This window comes from Streptomyces sp. SudanB182_2057, from assembly GCF_964272715.1.
Taxonomy (GTDB): Bacteria; Actinomycetota; Actinomycetes; order Streptomycetales; family Streptomycetaceae; genus Streptomyces; species Streptomyces rubradiris.
In genome coordinates this window covers 4,916,818-4,935,317 of the sequence record NZ_OZ186798.1, presented here as the reverse complement: position 1 = coordinate 4,935,317, position 18,500 = coordinate 4,916,818, and the positions used below count along the sequence as shown (strand labels likewise).

Sequence of the window (18,500 nt, the reverse complement as noted above, 5' to 3'; positions counted from 1 at the left end):
GCGGGCCGGCTCACTCGGTGACGACTCGTCCGGTCAGCGACATCAGGTTCTCGCGCGCGCAGTCCATGTGCGCCTGCACGGCGTCCCAGGTGTCGCCGTGCTCGCGCAGCACCCGCTCGGTCTCCTGGGCGATGCGCTCCTCGCGCACGCGCGCGTCCGCGACGATCTCGGCGGCACGCGCGCGTGCCCGCTCCTCACACCGGCGGGCGTACTCCCCGGCCTCCTCCACGGCCCGCACGGCCGCCGCCAACGCGGCCTCGGCCCGGCTCGCCCGCTCGGCGTGCCGGGCGTCCAGCTCGGCCGCCCGTCCGGCCGCCTCGCGTTCGGCCGCCGCCCAGCGCCCGGCGTTCTCCCGGGAGTGCTCGGCTAGCATCCCGGCGGCGCGCTGCCGTGCCTCGCGCACCAGGGCGAGGGCCTCCATGCGCGCCGTCCGCACCTCACGCCGGGCCCCCACCCGGATGCCGTTGGCCTCCGCGCGCGCGGCCAGGATCCGTCCGCGCGCGTGCTCGTCGGCCGCCGCACGGACCGCGTCCGCCGCCTCCCGCGCCTCCCGGCGGACCCGCTCGGCCTCCGCCTCGGCCCGCGCGACGTGCTGCGCGGCCGCGCGCCGCGTGCGCTCCCTGAGATCCGCCGCCTCGCTCTGCACCCGCTGGAACAGCCGCTGGGCGCCCTCCCCCAGCGCCTCGTACGTCTGCGGCTGGAGCCCGGCGACCACCTCGCCCAGCCGTGCCGCCTCCGCCTCCATGTCCTTGGCGAGCACGGTCAGCCGGGCGGCCCGCTCCCACGCGGCGTCCCGGTCCTCGGACAGCGCCTCCAGGCAGGCGTCGACCTGGTCGGGGCGGTAGCCGCGCCCCCGGACGGTCGCGAAGCCGTGCGGCGGCATCGATGCGCTGCTCACCCTGGGACTCCTCTCCACCGGACCTACACGACAGAATGATTTCGTGCATATCTTGATGGATCGGACATAACCGGTCACCATCCGACACTCCGCAGACCGGCGCGCGGACACGGAACGCGCGCCGGGCGGCCAACGGCACGCGGCAGACACGCGTCGGGCCCTCCACGCGCGCGTGAAGGGCCCGACGACGGCAAGCGGCGGCCGCGACGCACTTGTGCGGGAAGGGCTACAACAGCCCGTCCCACATCTGCTCCAGCAGCACCGACCACCAGCTCTCCGGCGAACCGAGCGCCGCCGGGTCCAGGGCCGCCAACTGCGCCTGGAAGTCGACGGTCCAGCGGCCCGCCTGCTCCTGGTTCAGCCCGTACCTCAGACGCCACATCCGGCCCAGCAGCGCCAGACAGCGCACGAACTCCGGCAGCCCCGTGTTCACGAACTGCGGCGGCACCGGCGCACCACCCGGACCCGCCTCCACCGGCACGGCCACGATGCTCGCCGTCCCGTACTGCACACAGACCGCCTTGCCGAAGTCGGTGCCCATCACCAGGTACGAGCCCGCGTCCGGCGCCGCCATCACCCCGCGCTCGGCCGCCAGCTCCGCCAGCGTCGGCACCGGACGGCCCGGCTGCGCCTGCGCCCAGAAGAACGGGCCCATGTCCAGCGGCAGTCCGGCCACCACCAGGGTGTGCGCCACGATCGGCGGCACACCCTGCCGGGACACCGCCTGCTGTTCGAACCGGAAGATCCCCGGCCCGAACGCCGCCGCCAGCTCCTGCGCGACCCCCTCCGGCGGCACCGGCGGCGCGGCCTGCACCGGCGGCAGCGGCGCCCGCACCGGCGCCGGCCGCGCCGGACCGTCCGCCACCTGGTGCAACTCGCCCTGATGCGCCAGCAACTGGTGCATGCCCTGGCGCCGGCCCGCGTGGTCCGTGCCGTACGGCGCGATGCTCGTGATCCGCGCCTGCGGCCACTGCTCCCGGATCATCCGCGCGCAGTAGGCACCCGGCAGCTCACACGACTCCAGCTCGGTGTGCAGCTCCAGCACCTGGTCCGGCGGCACGTTCATGGCCCGCAGCTCGTGGAAGATCTGCCACTCCGGGTGCGGCATGCCCGGCGCCGAACGCCGGATCAGCTGCTGCTCGGAGCCGTCCTGCGCGCGGTAGCGCAGAACGGCCTGGTAGCCCGGACCCACCGTCGGCTGCCCCTGCGGATACCCGTACGCCGGCCCCGTCCCCGGCACGGGCGCACCGGGCGGCGGCATCGCACCCGGCGGCGGCATCGCGCCGGGCGGCATCGGGGGCGGGGCGCCCTGAGCGCCCGGGGGCATGCCCGGGGCGCCCCCCGGGACACCGGGAGCGGGCGGGGGCGCGGCGCTCGGGGCGGCACCCGGGGGCGCGACGGCACCCGGGCCGCCGGTCACGGGGGGTGCGGCCAGCATGGTCTCGGCCTGGTGCACGGCCCCGGGAGCACCGGAAGTGCCGGGGGCGCCCGGAGCATGCGGCGCGGCAGGAGGCTGGGGCGCGCCGGGTACGGGGGCCCCCGGAGCCGGGGGCATGTTGGGGGCACCCGGCGACTGCGGGGCCCTCGGAGGCTGCGGCGTGCCCGGAGGCTGGGGCGCGCCTTCGCCCGGTCGGCTCGGGTCGGCCAGCATCGTGGCCGCCTGGTGCACACCCCCCGGAGGCGTACCCCCCGGGGCACCCGGCGGCGCGGCGGGCGGGGTGGGGGCGCCCGGAACGTTCGGCGCGCCCGGCGCCCGCGTTCCCTCCGCGCTCCCCGGACCGTCCTGCCCCTCGGGGCCCTCCGGCCCGAGCGCCGACACCAACTGCGTCGGCACGTACCCGCCCGCGGGGGCACCCGGCGCGGGCGGCGGCGTCGCACTCCCCGGGCGCGCGCCCGGCAGGCCCGGGGCGCCCGGCGGCGGAGGGGGTGCACCCACTCCCCCACGCCCCTTCTTCGGCGGCGGTGCCGCCTTGCTCGTCGCGGCGTCCGCGATGTCCCCCGCGTGCGGCGGCAGCGGACGCGCGGGCGCACCCGGGCCCGCCGCAGGCTGCGGCGCGCCCGGCGCACCACCCGGCGCCTGCGGATAGCCGTACCCCGGAGCGCCGCCCGGCCCCTGCGGGTAGCCGTACGACGGAACGGGCGGCGCGGGCGTGCCTGCCTGCGGGGCGCCCGGCGCCCCGGCGGCCATGGGCGGCGGCGGGGGCGGAGTGCCGTGCGCGGGAGGGTACGGCGGCACGCCCGGCGCGGGCGTACCCGGAGCCGCCTGCGCCTGCGCCTGCGCCTGCGCCTGCGCCTGCGGATGACCGTACGCCGACGGGCCCGGCGCCGGTGGAGGCGTGTCGTTCCGCCCGGGGGCCGGCGCGCCCGACGCGTCCAGCGCCGGTGCGACCGCCGTCGGCGGCAGCGGAACACCGCCCGGCAACAACGCCGTCGGCGCGTCCGCCGCGACCGCCGGAGGCCGCGGCGCGTCGTCCGACTCGCCCAACGGCGGCGCGAACACCGTCGCGGGCAGCGGCACGGAACGGTCGTCCTCACCGGATCCCCCGTTCGTGTCGGTCCCGGCCCACGGTGTGGCGCCCTCGGGCACCTCCTCGGGAGCGGGCACTCCCGGCGCACCGACCGCGCCCGGAGCACCAGGCGTCGCCGTACCCGCGCCCGGAACAGGCCCACCACCCGACTCCGCCGAAGCGGAAACCGGAGCCGGAGCCGGAGCGGAGGCCGACACCGAACCCGACGCCGAATCCGGCGCCCCCGAACCCGGCACCCCCGATTCCGACGAGACCGAACCCGTCGAACCCGCCGACCCCGCCGAATCCCCCGCTCCCCGCTCACCCACCCCCAACTTGTCCGCCGCCTCCTGCAACCACTCCGGAGGAGTCAGCAGGAACGACGTCTGATTGAGGTCCAGCCGCGCGGGCGCCGGCACCGCCTCCTGCGGCTCCCCGGCACGGCCGTACTCCTCCTCGTACCGGCGGATCACCTCACCCACCGGCAGCGCGGGCCACAACGTGGCCTCCCCGCTGTCCCGGGCGATCACCAGCCGCTGGCCGCCCGCGTCCGAACGCGGGCCCTCCGCACGGTCCTCGCCCCACACCACGAACCCCAGCTCGAACTCCCGCACCCGCACCTCACGGTGCTGGTACACGGGCACGTCGCCGTTGATCCACTCCTCGGCGCGCTCCTGCGCCTGCGCGTACGTCACCATCGCGTGCAGCTCACTCCCCCACCGGGCCGGAAGACACCGGGACGACCCGGACGAAGCCGCCGTCCACCATCAGACCGGCCACCGTCTCCAACTCCGGCGGACCACCGGCCAACCGGGACAAGAACGCGTCGAAGTCGTCACCGCACGGCAGCAGCAGGCGCTCCACCCGCTCCGCCGGCGACCACGACGGATCCACGTCCCGCACATCGTCGTACGCGCAGAACCACACCGAACCGGCCCGCTCGCCCTTCACCTTCACCGCGAGCAGCCCGCCCTGCACGAACCCCACCCCGAGGTAATCCTTCGTCAGATGGTCGCGCAGACACTTGTTCACATACACCAGGTCATTGACCGCCGCCTCGTCCCGCACCGTGAAGAACGGCTGGTCCACCAGCAGCCCCAGCCCGGCGTCCAGTGCCGCGCCGACCGGCGCGCAACCGCCCGCCGCCTTCAGGAACGAACGGTAGGCACCCGGCAACCGGTAGCCCAGGTCCTCCTCGATCCCCTGCACCTGCGCCTCCGACACCGCCACACCCGACTTCGGCAGCCCGAAGTGCGCCGGCCGCGACTCCTGCAACGGGCGCGTCCCGCGCTTGGCATGGTCCACCACCGCCGTCGCCACCCCGCCGTGATGCCTCAGCAGCGCCTTCACCTCGACCGGGACCAACTCCAGCCGCCGGGTGCCCGCCACGTGGTGCCACGTCCAGCCGTGCGGCGTCGCCACATGCGGCACCGTGTCCCACAACGCGTGCCCCGCCGCCGCCAACGCCGCGTTCGCCGACACATAATCCGTCAGCCGCAGCTCATCGACCCCGAAACCCTCCGGCGGATCGGCGATCTCCACCGCCACGCGCGCGTACGGCGAGAAATCCGGATAACCCCGCTCGTCGACCCGCACCCCCCTCGGGTGACGCGCCGCCCGGACCGGATCCGGAAAGTGCACGACCTGCCCGGCATAGGCCGCGTTCGGCGGCGCGGCTTGCTGCCCGAGCCGACCTGTCGTCATGACGGATGCCCCCTGCGGCGTTCTCTCTGGCCGTGAACGGCGGTGTCGATCGCGGATGGCGCCCAGCCTATGCGGTACGCCAACCCCGGTCACCGGCCCGCCACAACCCCACCCGAGCCCCCACTCGCACCCACGCCCACACCGGCCCCCACCACCGTGACCAGCCGTCACCCCACCGTCACGCCCCGCCCCGGAACACACGTGTCACACCGCCCCAGCTTCCCCACCAGCCACGGCATTTGGCACCCTAAGTCCTTCGGGGGGATGCCCCAGGGGAGGGACAACGATCATGACGACCTTGCAGACCGGAGGTGCCGACGTGCGGGCCGGCGACCCTCGCATCGACTGGAGCGGCACCGAAACACCCCCCACCCCCACCCTCCGGCACCGCCGCGACGGCATCCTGCCCGCCATCGCCGCCGCCCTCTCCGTCCGCGGCACCACCCTCACCTGCACCGCCGCCCGCGGCGACCGGCCCCCCACCCTGCACCCCCTCGTCCAGGACTTCCTCGACGCCCTCACCAGCGCCCAGCGCGACCGCTTCACCGGCCGCTGCGCCGAGACCATCCTCATCTCCCGGCACCTCACCACCGCCGACGCAGCCCGCAGCAAACGCGCCGCCCGCAGACCCATGACCAACGGCGAAGCCCGAAAAGCCCTCAAACACGCCAAACTCACCACCCGCCGCATACGCGAGGACGGCGACCCCCTGCACGGCCGCTTCGCCGCCCCCTGCCGCGCCTGCACCGCCCTCAGCGCCCACTTCGGCGTCCGCATCGTCGACACCACCCCCACCGACGGCTGACCCCACCACCACGAACCACCCGGCAAGCTCGACGAACGAAGGGCAGATGCACCCCGACCGCACGTCTACCACGCGCTTCCCCGTACCCGTCGACGCCGCCCTGCGCGCCGCCGGCTGGCACCCCGGACGCTGGGACATCAAACAGGCCGAGATCTGGGCCGACGCCCTGCGCACCCACACCTCACCCGCCGGACACCGGCACACCGTCTTCCCCGCCGCCGTCGAAGCCTGGGCCGAATTCGGCGGCCTCACCATCACCCCCACCGGCCCCGGCCGCCAGATCACCCCCGCCACCCTCCACCTCGACCCCCTGCACGGCCTCCACCTCGCCCGCACCCTCGGCGACCTCGGCCACGCCCTCGGCACCCAGCTCTGCCCCCTCGGCGAGGAAACCGATACCGCCGCCCTCCTCGCCATCGACGCCGAAGGCCGCGTCTACACCATCGACCACACCGGCGACTGGTACACCGGCCAGGACATCGACCACGCCCTCACCACCGTCATCACCGGCATCCAGCCCGTACGCCTCACCGCCGGCTGACCCCCGCGCGAGCACCCCGCGGCTCACGCCGCCGGAATCACCGCCGACACCCGGAACCCACCGGCGTCCGTCGGCCCCGACACGAACACCCCACCCAGCGCCACGACCCGCTCCCGCATCCCCACCAGGCCGTTACCACCCGACGGCAACCCCGCCGCCGACGCCGACGCCGGCTCCGGCGGCGGCTCGTTCTCCACCTGCATCGCGATCTCCGACACCCGGTGCGCCAGCCGCACATACGTCTTCGCACCCGCCGCGTGCTTGTGGACGTTCGTCAACGCCTCCTGCACCACCCGGTACGCCGTCTGCTCCACCTCCGCCGGATACGACCGCGCCTCCCCCTCCACCGACAGATCCACCACCATCCCCGCCGCGGCCGACTGCCCGACCAACTCCTCCAGCTCCGACAGACACGGCCCCTCCGCCGCCCCCGCCTCGGCCGCCGCCCGCGACACCGCCGCCCGCGACGCCGCCGCCTCGGCCGCCTCCCCCACCGCCGCCAACGGCACCCCCGACGGACGGCGCACCGCGCCCTCACCCGCCCGCAGCACCCCCAGCATCTCCCGCAACTCCGTCAACGCCTGCCGCCCCATGTCCCCCACCAGCGCCGCGTTCCGCACCGCCTTCTCCGGATCCTTCCGCGCCACCGCCTGCAACGCCGCCGCGTGCACCACCATCAGACTCACCCGGTGCGCCACCACGTCGTGCATCTCCCGCGCGATCCGCGTCCGCTCCTCGTTGCGCGCCCACTCGGCCCGCTCCTCCGCCCGCTCCGCGAGCAACTGAAGCTCCCGCTCCAACGAATCCGCCCGCTCCCGCAGACTTTCCATCAACCGCCGCCGCGCCCCCACGTACAACCCCAGCAGCACCGGCGGAGCCGTCAGCCCCAGCGACGTCGTCACCGCCGCGAACGGCAGAAACCAGTCACCCAGCGTGAGATCACCGCGCGCCATGTCCTGCCGCACCCGCACGAACGTCACCACCGCCGTGCCCAGCAACGACATCCCCGACAACGCCCCGATCACCCGGCGCGGCAACTCGCACGACGCCAGCGTGTACAGGCCGACGACACCCATCAGGAAGCCCATCTCGGCCGGCGTCACCGCGATCGCCACCAGCACCACGGCGATCGGCCACCTCCGCCGCACCAGCAGCACCGCACCCGCGATCAGCCCGAACACCAGGCCCACGGACACCGGGACCCCCGCCTCCCGGGCGAACGGAACCCCCTCCGCGGCACACTCCACGGCCGACAGCAGCGCGAGACCCCCGTCCAGCACCGCGCTGCGCCGCCTCGCCCACCACCATGGCCCGGTCAGGGCCCTGGCGTGCTCTTCCCCCGTCGTGGTCATGCCTCCAGCCTACGGGCGACGGGTGCGGCATTTCCGGTGACTTTCACCTACCTCCACACACCACACTCCGTAACCGAACGACATCGAAACCTCCCCCTATCCCTCGAACTGGTGAACCCTTCCCGTTCGACCCCGGAACCTCCCATTCCGGCCGGACGGTATGCCCATGGCACAGACACACGGCAAATACGCCGACTTCGAGGGGCTGCGGGAGCGGGCGGTGGCGTTGCGGCGTTCCGGCTACAGCCTCCGGCAGATCCGCGACGAGCTGAAGATCCACAACAACGACCTCCTCAACCAGCTGGTGAAAGGGGAACCACCACCGGAGTGGACCAAGCGCCCGAACGCGAAGGACGACCTGCGCGACAGGGCACGAGAGCTGCGCCTCCAGGGCTGGACGTACGACCGCATCCAGGCGGAACTGGGCTGCTCGAAGAGTTCGATCTCCCTGTGGGTACGGGATCTGCCGAAGCCCGACCCCCGCTACACACCCGAGGAACAGCGAGCCCTGATGAACGAGGGCCTGGCACACCTGCGGGCCGCACGGGATCGCGAGCGCGAGGAGACCAAGCAGCGCGCGGCGGCGGCCGTCGGCCGGCTGTCCGATCGCGAACTGTTCCTGGTCGGCGTCGGCCTGTACTGGGCCGAGGGCGCCAAGGACAAGCCCTACAGCCGACGCGAGCTGGTTCTCTTCGTCAACAGCGATCCGGGAATGATCTCCGTCTTCCTCGCCTGGCTCGACCTCCTCGGCGTGGAGCGCGACCGCCGGCGATTCCGGGTGATGATCCACGAGTCGGCCGACGTAGCGGCCGCCGAGCGCTACTGGGCCGACCTGGTCGGCATGGATCCCGGCTCTTTCAGCAGGACCACATTGAAGAAGCACAACCCGAAGACGGTCCGCAAGAACTCGGGCGAGGCCTACAGGGGCTGTCTGGTGATCAGCGTTCTGCGGAGTGCCGACTTGTACCGTCGCATCGAAGGCACTTGGTACGGCATAGTGTTGGGTGCCGACTCGGCGACCTGACCAGATGTCCGGTTTAGCCGAGTTTCATCCCCCATGGTGTAACTAGGCAGCACTGAGGGTTTTGGTCCCTTAAGTTCAGGTTCAAATCCTGATGGGGGAGCCGCTCCACCCGGGCCCTGACCCACAAGTCGGGGCCCGTACCCATGTCCCCGGTATCCTGCGGCTGTCACCCACCCACCCCCAGCCGAAGGGCAACCCCGTGAGTGCCATCCGCCCGGCAGCCGTCGTCGTTCTCGCAGCGGGTGAGGGCACCCGTATGAAGTCGGCCACACCCAAGGTCCTGCACGAGATCTGCGGCCGCTCCCTCGTCGGCCATGTGCTGGCCGCCGCCCGCGCGCTGACCCCCGAGAACCTCGTCGTCGTGGTCGGCCACGCCCGCGAGCAGGTGAGCGCCCACCTCGCCGAGATCGACCCGGACACCAGGACCGCCGTGCAGGCGGAGCAGAACGGCACCGGGCACGCCGTACGGATGGGCCTGGAGGAGCTGGGCGGCGCGGTGGACGGCACCGTCGTGGTGGTGTGCGGCGACACCCCGCTGCTGACCGCCGAGACGCTCCAGCGGCTCACCGAGACGCACCACGCGGACGGCAACGCCGTGACCGTGCTGACGGCCGAGGTGCCGGACGCCACCGGCTACGGCCGGATCGTGCGGGACGAGGCGACGGGTGCCGTCACCGCGATCGTGGAGCACAAGGACGCGTCCGACGCCCAGCGGTCGATCCGGGAGATCAACAGCGGTGTGTTCGCGTTCGACGGGCAGTTGCTGGCGGACGCGCTGAAGCGGGTGCGCACGGACAACAGCCAGGGCGAGGAGTACCTGACGGACGTGCTCGGGATCCTGCGGGACGCCGGGCACCGGGTAGGCGCGTCGGTCGCGGCCGATCACCGGGAGATCGCGGGTATCAACAACCGGGTGCAGCTGGCCGAGGCGCGCCGCATCCTGAACGACCGGCTGCTGACGCGGGCGATGCTGGACGGGGTGACGGTGGTCGATCCGGCCACCACCTGGGTGGATGTGACCGTGACGTTCGAGCGGGACGCGGTGGTGCACCCGGGTACGCAGCTGACCGGGGCCACGCATCTGGGCGAGGGTGCCGAGGTCGGGCCGAACAGCCGGCTGAGGGACACGCAGGTGGGCGCGGGGGCGCGGGTGGACAACACGGTGTCCGACGGGGCCCGGATCGGCGCGGGGGCGAGCGTGGGTCCGTACGCGTATCTGCGGCCGGGTACCCGGCTGGGTGCGAAGGGCAAGATCGGGACGTACGTGGAGACGAAGAACGCGTCGATCGGGGAGGGCACGAAGGTGCCGCACCTGTCGTACGTCGGGGACGCGACGATCGGTGAGTACTCGAACATCGGTGCGGCGAGCGTGTTCGTGAACTATGACGGACAGGACAAGCATCACACGACGATCGGGTCGCACTGCCGGACGGGTTCGGACAACATGTTTGTGGCTCCTGTCACGGTCGGGGACGGTGCCTACACCGCCGCCGGGTCGGTGATCACGAAGGACGTGCCGCCGGGTTCGCTGGCCGTGGCCCGTGGCCAGCAGCGGAATATCGAGGGTTGGGTGGCCCGGAAGCGGCCGGGGAGCGCGGCGGCGAAGGCGGCCGAGGCGGTGTCCCGGCGGGGCGAGAGCGAGGACTGACCGGAAACGTGTGCGCCAAACACGGCGTACCGTGATAAGTGCACATCCGCACATGTGCACCCCGCACCCTTACCAGCTGATTCGGCCTCTCCTGCCCAGCCGAGAGGTCGCCGAGCAGCCGGCTGGCTGAGACAACCTCTGAGGAGACTGTGCTGTGACCGGGATCAAGACGACCGGCGAGAAGAAGTTGATGTTCTTCTCCGGCCGCGCCCACCCCGAGCTTGCCGAGGAGGTCGCCCAGCAGCTGGGTGTCGGGGTCGTCCCGACGAAGGCCTTCGACTTCGCGAACGGGGAGATCTACGTCCGTTACCAGGAGTCGGCGCGTGGTGCGGACTGCTTCGTGATCCAGAGCCACACGGCTCCGATCAACCAGTGGATCATGGAGCAGCTGATCATGATCGATGCGCTGAAGCGTGCTTCGGCGCGGTCGATCACCGTCATCGTGCCGTTCTACGGTTACGCGCGGCAGGACAAGAAGCACCGGGGTCGTGAACCGATTTCGGCGCGTCTGATCGCGGATCTGATGAAGACGGCGGGTGCCGACCGGATCCTGACGGTGGATCTGCACACGGATCAGATCCAGGGCTTCTTCGACGGTCCGGTGGACCACCTGTTCGCGCTGCCGCTGCTGGCGGACTACGTCGGGCGGAAGGTGGACCGGTCGAAGCTGACGGTGGTGTCTCCGGACGCGGGCCGGGTGCGGGTGGCGGACCGGTGGTGTGACCGGCTCGGTGCGCCGCTGGCGATCGTGCACAAGCGGCGTGACAAGGACGTGGCGAACCAGGTGACGGTCCACGAGGTCGTGGGCGAGGTCAAGGGTCGTGTGTGTGTGCTGGTGGACGACATGATCGACACCGGTGGCACGATCTGTGCGGCCGCCGACGCGCTGTTCGCGCACGGTGCGGAGGACGTCATCGTGACGGCGACGCACGGTGTGCTGTCGGGTCCGGCGGCGGACCGGCTGAAGAACTCGCGGGTGAGCGAGTTCGTGTTCACGAACACGCTGCCGACGCCGGCGGAGCTGGGCCGGGATCTGGACAAGATCACGGTGCTGTCGATCGCTCCGACGATCGCGAGTGCGGTGCGTGAGGTGTTCGAGGATGGTTCGGTGACGAGCCTGTTCGACGAGCAGTGAGGTTTCTGCTGGTCCGTGGTGCGGGCTAGCGGGTGATCCTTTTGGGTGCGGCCTTCCTTGCCGAGTAGACTGTCTGAGTTGCTCGGCGAGGGAGGCCGTACTCGCGTCTGCGAATACGGCGGTCCGTTATCGACGCGCTCTTCGTAGCAGGCCGTTCGTGGCCGGGTGACCACGTCCGTTCCGATTCCTACGAGGAGTGATCCCCATGTCCGAGGTGAAGCTCACCGCCGAGTCCCGTACCGAGTTCGGCAAGGGTGCGGCCCGTCGCATCCGCCGTGACAACAAGGTGCCGGGTGTGCTGTACGGCCACGGTTCCGACCCGCTGCACCTGACCCTGCCGGGTCACGAGCTGCTGCTGGCGCTGCGTACGCCGAACGTCCTGATCTCCCTGGACATCGACGGCAAGACCAACGAGCTGGCGATTCCGAAGGCCGTGCAGCGTGACCCGCTGAAGGGCTTCCTGGAGCACGTGGACCTGCAGCTGGTCAAGCGTGGCGAGAAGGTCCAGGTCGAGATCCCGGTGCACACCGAGGGCGAGCTGGCCCCGGGTGGCAACCTGCTGGAGCACGTCCTGGACGCGCTGCCGGTCGAGACCGAGGCCACGCACATCCCCGAGTCGGTCACCGTCTCCGTCGAGGGCCTGGAGGCCGGTGCCTCCATCCTCGCCAAGGACATCTCCCTGCCGTCCGGCACCACGCTGGCCGTCGAGGAGGACGCGGTCGTGCTGCAGGTCCTGGCCGCGCAGGCCGAGGAGACCCAGGGCGAGTCCGCCGAGGGTGAAGAGGCTGCCGAGGCCTGAGCCTCGTAGTCGTCGTTTCGTCAGCCGCTGTTCCCGTGGGGGGCAGCGGCTGGCGCGTATCGAGGAGAGATGGACGTGACCACTCCCGCCAGTGCCCCCTGGCTGATCGTCGGGCTCGGCAATCCGGGTCCGGAGTACGCGATGAACCGGCACAATGTCGGGTTCATGGTGGTGGACCTGCTCGCGGAGCGGATCGGGGGGAAGTTCAAGCGGGCGGGCAAGGCGCAGGCGCAGGTGCTGGAGGGCCGGATGGGTCCGGCCGGGCCGGCGAGCCGCCGGGTGATCCTGGCGAAGCCGATGTCGTTCATGAATCTGTCCGGTGGTCCGGTGAACGCGCTGCGGGATTTCTACAAGGTTCCGCCGGCGAACGTGGTGGCGGTCCATGACGAGCTGGACATCGACTACGGCACGCTGCGGCTGAAGCTGGGCGGCGGGGACAACGGGCACAACGGTCTGAAGTCGATGACGAAGGCGATGGGGCCGGATTACCACCGGGTGCGGTTCGGGATCGGCCGGCCGCCGGGGCGGATGCAGGTGGCCGATTTCGTGCTGAAGGACTTCTCGTCGGCGGAGCGCAAGGAGCTGGACTACTTCGTGGACCGTGCGGCGGACGCGGTGGAGTGTCTGGTGGCCGAGGGGCTGGAGCGGGCGCAGGGCGCGTACAACTCGTGAGGGCCAGGTCCGGGTGGGCGGGGCGTCGTACAACTCGTGACTTGTCCGCCCAGGCCGCCCGGCGGAGTTGACCGCTCGTAGGGGTATGGCCAATGATCCCGGCCATGCCTGCCACCGCCAGTACCGCTCGTCAGGCGTCCGGGACCGCGCTGCGGTTCGGCCGGGTCGCCGTGATGGGTGCGTTCGCCGCGCTGATCCTGTTCGCCGGGGTGTGGGGTTCCTGGGGGACCGCACAGCACGTGATGCTGGCGAAGGGGCGTGAGTCCGGCACGGTGCGGGTGACGCGGTGTGCCGGGGACACCTGTACGGGGCCGTTCACGCCGGAGTCGGCGGGGGGCCGGGCCCGTCCGCGTGTGGAGCTGGACGCGTCCGTGGGGGTGCGTGCGGGGTCGGCGTACGACGTGGTGCTGAAGCCCGGTACAGGGGAGGCGGTGCGGTCGGGTCCGGCGGGGATCCTGCTGGCGTGGCTGCCGCTCGGCGGGGCGCTGTTGCTGGCGTCGGTGGTGGTCGCGGGCGGGATGCGGCTGACGCGGCCGGCGTGGGTGCTGGGGCTGGCCGGTGCGGGGCTGCTGACGGCGGCGTTCGTGGCGGTGCAGTGAGCCGGGCCGGACGAGAAAAAGGGGGTGCCCCCGGGGTCGTACGACCTCGGGGGCACCCTCTTTTCGCAGTTGGTCAGCCGGTGTTGCGCAGGCCCGCCGCCACGCCGTTGACGGTGAGGAGCAGGGCGCGGGAGAGCAGCGGGTCGGGGTTGACGCCGGCCGCGGCGGCGTCGCGCTGCCGCTTGAGCAGGGCGACCTGGAGGTAGGAGATCGGGTCGAGGTAGGCATCGCGGATGGCGAAGGTCTGCTTGAGGACGGGCTGTGCGTCCAGCAGTTCCTTCTCGCCGGTGATCTTCAGGACCTCGGCGACGGTCAGCTCGTGTTCGGCCTCGATGGTGTCGAAGACGTGCTTGAGCTCGTCGGGGACGAGGGTGTCGACGTAGTGCCGGGCGATCCGCAGGTCCGTCTTGGCGAGGGTCATCTCGACGTTGGAGATGAAGTTGCGGAAGAAGTGCCACTCCTGGTGCATCTCGTCGAGGACGGTGTCCAGGCCGGCCTCGCGCAGGGCCTTCAGGCCGGAGCCGACGCCGAACCAGCCGGGGACGATCTGCCGGGACTGGGTCCAGCCGAACACCCAGGGGATGGCGCGCAGGCCGTCGAGCGAGACGCCGGAGCCGGGGCGGCGGGAGGGCCGGGAGCCCAGGTGCAGGTCGGCGAGCTGGTCGACCGGTGTCGACGCGAGGAAGTACGTCGGCAGGTCCGGGTCCTCGACCAGGCGGCGGTAGGCGGCGTGGGCGGCGTCGGAGACGACGTCCATGGCCGCGTCCCAGCGGGCGAGGGCCTCGTCGGACTGGCGGGGGGCGGTGTGCAGGGCGGAGGCCTGGAGGGTGGCCGCGACCGTCAGTTCCAGGTTCTCCCGGGCGAGGGAGGGGATGAGGTACTTGTCGGAGATGACCTCGCCCTGCTCGGTGACCTTGATCTCGCCCTCCAGGGTGCCCCAGGGCTGGGCGAGGATGGCGTCGTGGGAGGGGCCGCCGCCGCGGCCGACGGTGCCGCCGCGGCCGTGGAAGAGGCGCAGCCGGACGCCGTAGCGGTGGGCGACGTCGCGCAGCCGGCGCTGGGCGCGGTGGATCTCCCACTGGCTGGTGGTGATGCCGCCGAACTTGGAGGAGTCGGAGTAGCCGAGCATGACCTCCTGGACGTCGCCCCGGAGCGCGACCAGGCGCCGGTAGGACGGGTCGGAGAGCATGTCCTCCAGGATGGTGTCGGCGGCCTTCAGCTCTTCGGTGGTCTCCAGCAGCGGGACGATGCCGATCTTGGCCCAGCCGGCGTGCAGGTCGACCAGGCCGGCCTCGCGGGCGAGGACGGTGGCGGCGAAGACGTCGTCGGCGCCCTGGCACATGGAGATGATGTAGGACTCGATGACCTCGGGGCCGAAGACCTCCAGGGCCTTCTTGACGGTCTGGAAGACGCCGAGGGTCTTCTGCCCGGCGGCGTCGACGGGGGCCGGGGTGGGGGCGAGCGGCCTTCTGGAGCGGAGTTCCTTGGCGAGGAGCTTGGCCCGGTACTCGCGGGGCATGTCGGCGTAGCGCCAGGACTCCTCGCCGAGCCGGTCGAAGAGCTGGCCGAGGGCGTGGTGGTGGGCGTCGGCGTGTTCGCGGACGTCCATGGTGGCGAGCTGGAGGCCGAAGGCGGCCAGGGTGCGGATGGTGCGGGCCAGGCGGCCGTCGGCGAACAGGCCGCCGCGGTGTTCGCGCAGGGAGGCCTGGATGATCCTGAGGTCCTTCAGCAGCTCGGCGGTGCCGAGGTAGTCGCGGCCGTCCTCGTGCGGGGTGCCCTGGGCGAGGCGCTGCTTGGTGTTGACGAGCTTCTGCCGGATGCAGGTGGCCTTGAGCCGGTAGGGCTCCTCGGCGTTGAGGCGCTTGTAGCGGGGGCTGATCCCGGGGAGCAGCTCGAGGTCCTTCTGCAGGGAGTCGAGCAGTTCCTGGGTGGCTCCGGTGTAGCGGATGGAGTTGGAGAGCAGGCCGCGCAGTTCGTCGATCGTCTCCAGGGCGTCGTTGATGCCGTGTTCGTGCTGGAGGATGAGGACGTCCCAGGTGACCTGGGGGGTGACGTTGGGGTTGCCGTCGCGGTCGCCGCCGATCCAGGTGCCGAAGGTGAGCGGTCGGGTGTCGTCGGGGAGCTTGACGCCGACGCGCTCGAGTTCCGCGGTGAGGTCCTCCAGGACGTCGCCGACGGCGCCGGCGTGCAGTTCGTCCAGGTAGTAGATGGCGTTGCGGGCCTCGTCGGCGGGTTCGGGGCGTACGACGCGCAGCTCGTCGGTCTGCCAGACGAGGTCGATGTTCTCGGCGAGGCGGACGTCGTGGCGGCGGCGGTCGGTGTCGAGGACGGGGGTGTCCAGGAGGGCCGCGATGCGCCGCAGCTTGTTGAGGACGGAGCGGCGGGCGGCCTCGGTGGGGTGGGCGGTGAAGACCGGGCGGACGTTGAGGTTCTGCACGGTCTGGCGCAGGTGCTCGGGGTCGGCGTCCTTGAGCCGGTCGGCGGTGCGGGAGAGCAGGCCGCCCTCGGCGGCGCGGCGGGCGCGCAGCTCGCGGCCGCGGTGCACCTGCTCGGTGACGTTGGCGAGGTGGAAGTAGGTGGAGAAGGCGCGGACCAGCTTGGCCGCGGTCTCCAGTTCGGTGCCGCGCAGCAGCTCCGCGGCGGCTTCGCCGTCCTCGCGGGTGAGGCGGCGGACCTTCTCGACCAGTTCGAGGAGTTCGGGGCCCTCCTGCCGGACGAGGGTCTCGCCCAGGAGGTCCCCCAGCCGGCGGATGTCGGCGCGCAGCTCGCTGCTGGTTGTGGTGGTCTGGTCGTCGGCACTGCTCACAGGTTGCGGCTCCTTGCAGTGTTGAAGCTCGGCTGGCGGGGAACCCGGCCGGCCACCGCGCGCGGCGGGGCGCCGCATACGGGCCGTGGCGTCCGGGAAGGAAACTTCAGCGGACCGCGCTGTCCGACCGGTTCCAAGGATAGGTGGCGATGGGGACGCGCAGGGTCTGGGGCTCTTGCCGCGGCATGACGCGCTGCCATACTTACGATGCCGTAGGTTACGGAACCGTAGGGAAGCACCGTCGAGTCCCGTCCGGTCCCGGCGGCCCCGGCATCCGACTCGATTCTCGACCCCACAGGGGACGCGTATGACCTCAAGCTCCGATGTGATCGCCAAGGCCCGTGAGGCCACCGACACGGCTGCTCCGTCCGCCACGCTGGGCGGCGAGCGGAAGCGTTCGATCGAGCAGATCACGCTGCTGCTCTTCATCACCGTGCCGTTCCTGGCGCTGGTGGCGGCGGTGCCGCTGGCCTGGGGATGGGGGGTGAGCTGGCTCGATCTGAGCCTGCTGGTGTTCTTCTACTTCCTCGGCTGCCACGGGATCACGATCGGTTTCCACCGGTACTTCACCCATGGCTCGTTCAAGGCGAAGCGGCCCCTGCGGATCGCGCTGGCGATCATGGGGTCGCTGGCGGTGGAGGGCCCGCTGGTGCGGTGGGTGGCCGATCACCGCAAGCATCACAAGTTCTCCGACGCCGAGGGCGATCCGCACTCCCCGTGGCGGTTCGGGGAGACGGTTCCGGCGCTGATGAAGGGCCTGTGGTGGGCGCACATCGGCTGGATGTTCGACGAGGAGCAGACCCCGCAGGACAAGTACGCCCCGGATCTGATCAAGGACCCGGCGATGCGGGCGATCTCCCGGCAGTTCGTGATGTGGACGCTGGTGTCGCTGCTGCTGCCGCCGCTGATCGGCGGTCTGGTGACGATGTCGTGGTGGGGCGCGTTCACCGCGTTCTTCTGGGGTTCACTCGTCCGGGTGGCGCTGTTGCACCATGTGACGTGGTCGATCAACTCGATCTGCCACGCGGTGGGCAAGCGGCCGTTCAAGTCGCGGGACCGTTCGGGCAACGTGTGGTGGCTGGCGATCCTGTCCTGCGGCGAGTCCTGGCACAACCTGCACCACGCCGACCCGACCTCGGCGCGGCACGGCGTGATGCGCGGCCAGCTGGACTCCTCGGCGCGGTTCATCCGCTGGTTCGAGCGGCTGGGCTGGGCGTATGACGTGCGCTGGCCGTCACGCTCGCGTATCGATTCGCGGCGGAACAGCGGGGAAGGCGGCTCCCGGCGCCGGAGGGAGACCGCCGAGGCGGCATGATTGACGCCGTGGCGACCGACTCCAGCAGCACCTCAGGCAACGACAAGCAGCGGCGGACCCGCCGGACCCGTATGACCGGTGCCGAGCGCCGCCAGCAGTTGCTGGAGATCGGTCGCACCCTCTTCGCGGCGAAGGGCTTCGAGGGCACGTCGGTGGAGGAGATCGCGGCGAAGGCCGGGGTGTCCAAGCCGGTGGTGTACGAGCACTTCGGCGGGAAGGAGGGGCTGTACGCGGTGGTGGTGGACCGGGAGATGCGCCGCCTGCTGGACATGGTCACCAGCTCGCTGACCGCCGGGCACCCGCGGGAGCTGTGCGAGCAGGCGGCGTTCGCGCTGCTGGACTACATCGAGGAGTACACGGACGGGTTCCGCATCCTGGTCCGGGACTCGCCCATCCCGCAGTCCACGGGGTCCTTCGCGTCCCTGATCTCCGACATCGCCACCCAGGTGGAGGACATCCTGGGCCGCGAGTTCAAGTCGCGGGGCTTCGACCCGAAGCTCGCGCCGCTCTACGCCCAGGCGCTGGTCGGCATGGTCGCGCTGACCGGGCAGTGGTGGCTGGACGTGCGCCGCCCGAAGAAGGCCGAGGTGGCGGCCCACCTGGTGAACCTGGCGTGGCACGGCCTGGACGGCCTGGAGCCCAAGCCGCGGTTGATAGGTCACCGCAAGGCGTAGGCCGTGAACCGGGTTCACACC

Annotated in this window: 15 protein-coding genes; 10 read left to right on the top strand and 5 right to left on the bottom strand. The window is 71.9% G+C overall.

All coding sequences use genetic code 11. The annotated features are described in order from the left end of the window. Positions 1-10 precede the first annotated feature (10 nt). From ACSURM_RS21760 to ACSURM_RS21750, 3 genes are all read right to left on the bottom strand, one after another. Positions 11-898, bottom strand: coding sequence for a cellulose-binding protein (locus ACSURM_RS21760; RefSeq protein ID WP_436957234.1), 888 nt, complete (start codon positions 896-898; stop codon positions 11-13). A 226-nt stretch (positions 899-1,124) separates the two neighbouring features. Further along, entirely contained in the window at positions 1,125-4,103 is a 2,979-nt protein-coding gene (locus ACSURM_RS21755; protein ID WP_436957232.1) for an SUKH-4 family immunity protein, read from the bottom strand. Between the two features lie 10 nt (positions 4,104-4,113). Further along, complete coding sequence (locus ACSURM_RS21750) at positions 4,114-5,109, bottom strand: SMI1/KNR4 family protein (protein WP_436957231.1); 996 nt, start codon at positions 5,107-5,109, stop codon at positions 4,114-4,116. A gap of 289 nt (positions 5,110-5,398) precedes the next feature. Here ACSURM_RS21750 and ACSURM_RS21745 point away from each other — a divergent pair, with 289 nt between their 5' ends. Next, complete coding sequence (locus tag ACSURM_RS21745; RefSeq protein WP_436957229.1) at positions 5,399-5,914, top strand: YwqJ-related putative deaminase; 516 nt, start codon at positions 5,399-5,401, stop codon at positions 5,912-5,914. 46 nt (positions 5,915-5,960) lie between these two features. Continuing rightward, a complete protein-coding gene (locus tag ACSURM_RS21740; RefSeq protein ID WP_436957227.1) occupies positions 5,961-6,455 on the top strand; it encodes an SUKH-3 domain-containing protein in 495 nt (164 codons plus the stop codon). Between the two features lie 23 nt (positions 6,456-6,478). On the opposite strand, the gene ACSURM_RS21735 is transcribed toward ACSURM_RS21740, so the two are convergent. Continuing rightward, positions 6,479-7,807 (bottom strand): sensor histidine kinase, encoded by a 1,329-nt coding sequence (locus tag ACSURM_RS21735; protein WP_436957226.1) that lies wholly within the window; start codon positions 7,805-7,807, stop codon positions 6,479-6,481. Between the two features lie 166 nt (positions 7,808-7,973). On the opposite strand from ACSURM_RS21735, the gene ACSURM_RS21730 reads away from it, so the two are divergent. The 6 genes from ACSURM_RS21730 to ACSURM_RS21705 all read left to right on the top strand — a co-directional run bounded on the left by ACSURM_RS21730 (position 7,974) and on the right by ACSURM_RS21705 (position 13,684). After that, on the top strand, positions 7,974-8,831 hold the full coding sequence (locus ACSURM_RS21730; RefSeq protein WP_436957224.1) for a hypothetical protein: 858 nt from the start codon (positions 7,974-7,976) through the stop codon (positions 8,829-8,831). A gap of 199 nt (positions 8,832-9,030) precedes the next feature. Beyond that, a complete protein-coding gene (gene glmU, locus ACSURM_RS21725; RefSeq protein ID WP_436957222.1) occupies positions 9,031-10,479 on the top strand; it encodes a bifunctional UDP-N-acetylglucosamine diphosphorylase/glucosamine-1-phosphate N-acetyltransferase GlmU in 1,449 nt (482 codons plus the stop codon). Between the two features lie 154 nt (positions 10,480-10,633). Continuing rightward, entirely contained in the window at positions 10,634-11,614 is a 981-nt protein-coding gene (locus tag ACSURM_RS21720) for a ribose-phosphate diphosphokinase (RefSeq protein WP_436957220.1), read from the top strand. 205 nt (positions 11,615-11,819) lie between these two features. Next, on the top strand, positions 11,820-12,413 hold the full coding sequence (locus ACSURM_RS21715) for a 50S ribosomal protein L25/general stress protein Ctc (protein WP_359045618.1): 594 nt from the start codon (positions 11,820-11,822) through the stop codon (positions 12,411-12,413). A 69-nt stretch (positions 12,414-12,482) separates the two neighbouring features. Continuing rightward, on the top strand, positions 12,483-13,085 hold the full coding sequence (pth, locus tag ACSURM_RS21710; protein WP_436957218.1) for an aminoacyl-tRNA hydrolase: 603 nt from the start codon (positions 12,483-12,485) through the stop codon (positions 13,083-13,085). A gap of 92 nt (positions 13,086-13,177) precedes the next feature. Continuing rightward, entirely contained in the window at positions 13,178-13,684 is a 507-nt protein-coding gene (locus tag ACSURM_RS21705) for a hypothetical protein (protein WP_359045622.1), read from the top strand. A 73-nt stretch (positions 13,685-13,757) separates the two neighbouring features. On the opposite strand, the gene ppc is transcribed toward ACSURM_RS21705, so the two are convergent. After that, the gene (ppc, locus tag ACSURM_RS21700; protein WP_436957217.1) at positions 13,758-16,490 is read right to left on the bottom strand and encodes a phosphoenolpyruvate carboxylase; all 2,733 of its coding nucleotides are present in this window, start codon (positions 16,488-16,490) and stop codon (positions 13,758-13,760) included. 307 nt (positions 16,491-16,797) lie between these two features. Between ppc and ACSURM_RS21695 the strand changes: the two genes are divergently transcribed. Both ACSURM_RS21695 and ACSURM_RS21690 read left to right on the top strand, forming a co-directional pair. Further along, entirely contained in the window at positions 16,798-17,805 is a 1,008-nt protein-coding gene (locus ACSURM_RS21695; RefSeq protein WP_436957215.1) for an acyl-CoA desaturase, read from the top strand. Then, positions 17,802-18,479, top strand: a complete 678-nt coding sequence (locus tag ACSURM_RS21690; protein WP_030778996.1) for a TetR/AcrR family transcriptional regulator — start codon at positions 17,802-17,804, stop codon at positions 18,477-18,479. The genes ACSURM_RS21695 and ACSURM_RS21690 overlap by 4 nt, the downstream gene beginning before the upstream one ends. Positions 18,480-18,500: the final 21 nt, after the last annotated feature.

What these genes read in the sequence shown, in the direction of transcription:
- ACSURM_RS21730 (WP_436957224.1), top strand. Translation starts at nt 7,974, where the DNA reads ATGGCACAGACACACGGCAAATACGCCGACTTCGAGGGGCTGCGGGAG.
- ACSURM_RS21745 (WP_436957229.1), top strand. Translation starts at nt 5,399, where the DNA reads ATGACGACCTTGCAGACCGGAGGTGCCGACGTGCGGGCCGGCGACCCT.
- ACSURM_RS21705 (WP_359045622.1), top strand. Translation starts at nt 13,178, where the DNA reads ATGATCCCGGCCATGCCTGCCACCGCCAGTACCGCTCGTCAGGCGTCC.
- ACSURM_RS21690 (WP_030778996.1), top strand. Translation starts at nt 17,802, where the DNA reads ATGATTGACGCCGTGGCGACCGACTCCAGCAGCACCTCAGGCAACGAC.
- ACSURM_RS21735 (WP_436957226.1), bottom strand. Translation starts at nt 7,807, where the DNA reads ATGACCACGACGGGGGAAGAGCACGCCAGGGCCCTGACCGGGCCATGG.
- ACSURM_RS21740 (WP_436957227.1), top strand. Translation starts at nt 5,961, where the DNA reads ATGCACCCCGACCGCACGTCTACCACGCGCTTCCCCGTACCCGTCGAC.
- pth (WP_436957218.1), top strand. Translation starts at nt 12,483, where the DNA reads ATGGACGTGACCACTCCCGCCAGTGCCCCCTGGCTGATCGTCGGGCTC.
- ACSURM_RS21715 (WP_359045618.1), top strand. Translation starts at nt 11,820, where the DNA reads ATGTCCGAGGTGAAGCTCACCGCCGAGTCCCGTACCGAGTTCGGCAAG.
- ACSURM_RS21755 (WP_436957232.1), bottom strand. Translation starts at nt 4,103, where the DNA reads ATGGTGACGTACGCGCAGGCGCAGGAGCGCGCCGAGGAGTGGATCAAC.
- ACSURM_RS21695 (WP_436957215.1), top strand. Translation starts at nt 16,798, where the DNA reads ATGACCTCAAGCTCCGATGTGATCGCCAAGGCCCGTGAGGCCACCGAC.
- ACSURM_RS21750 (WP_436957231.1), bottom strand. Translation starts at nt 5,109, where the DNA reads ATGACGACAGGTCGGCTCGGGCAGCAAGCCGCGCCGCCGAACGCGGCC.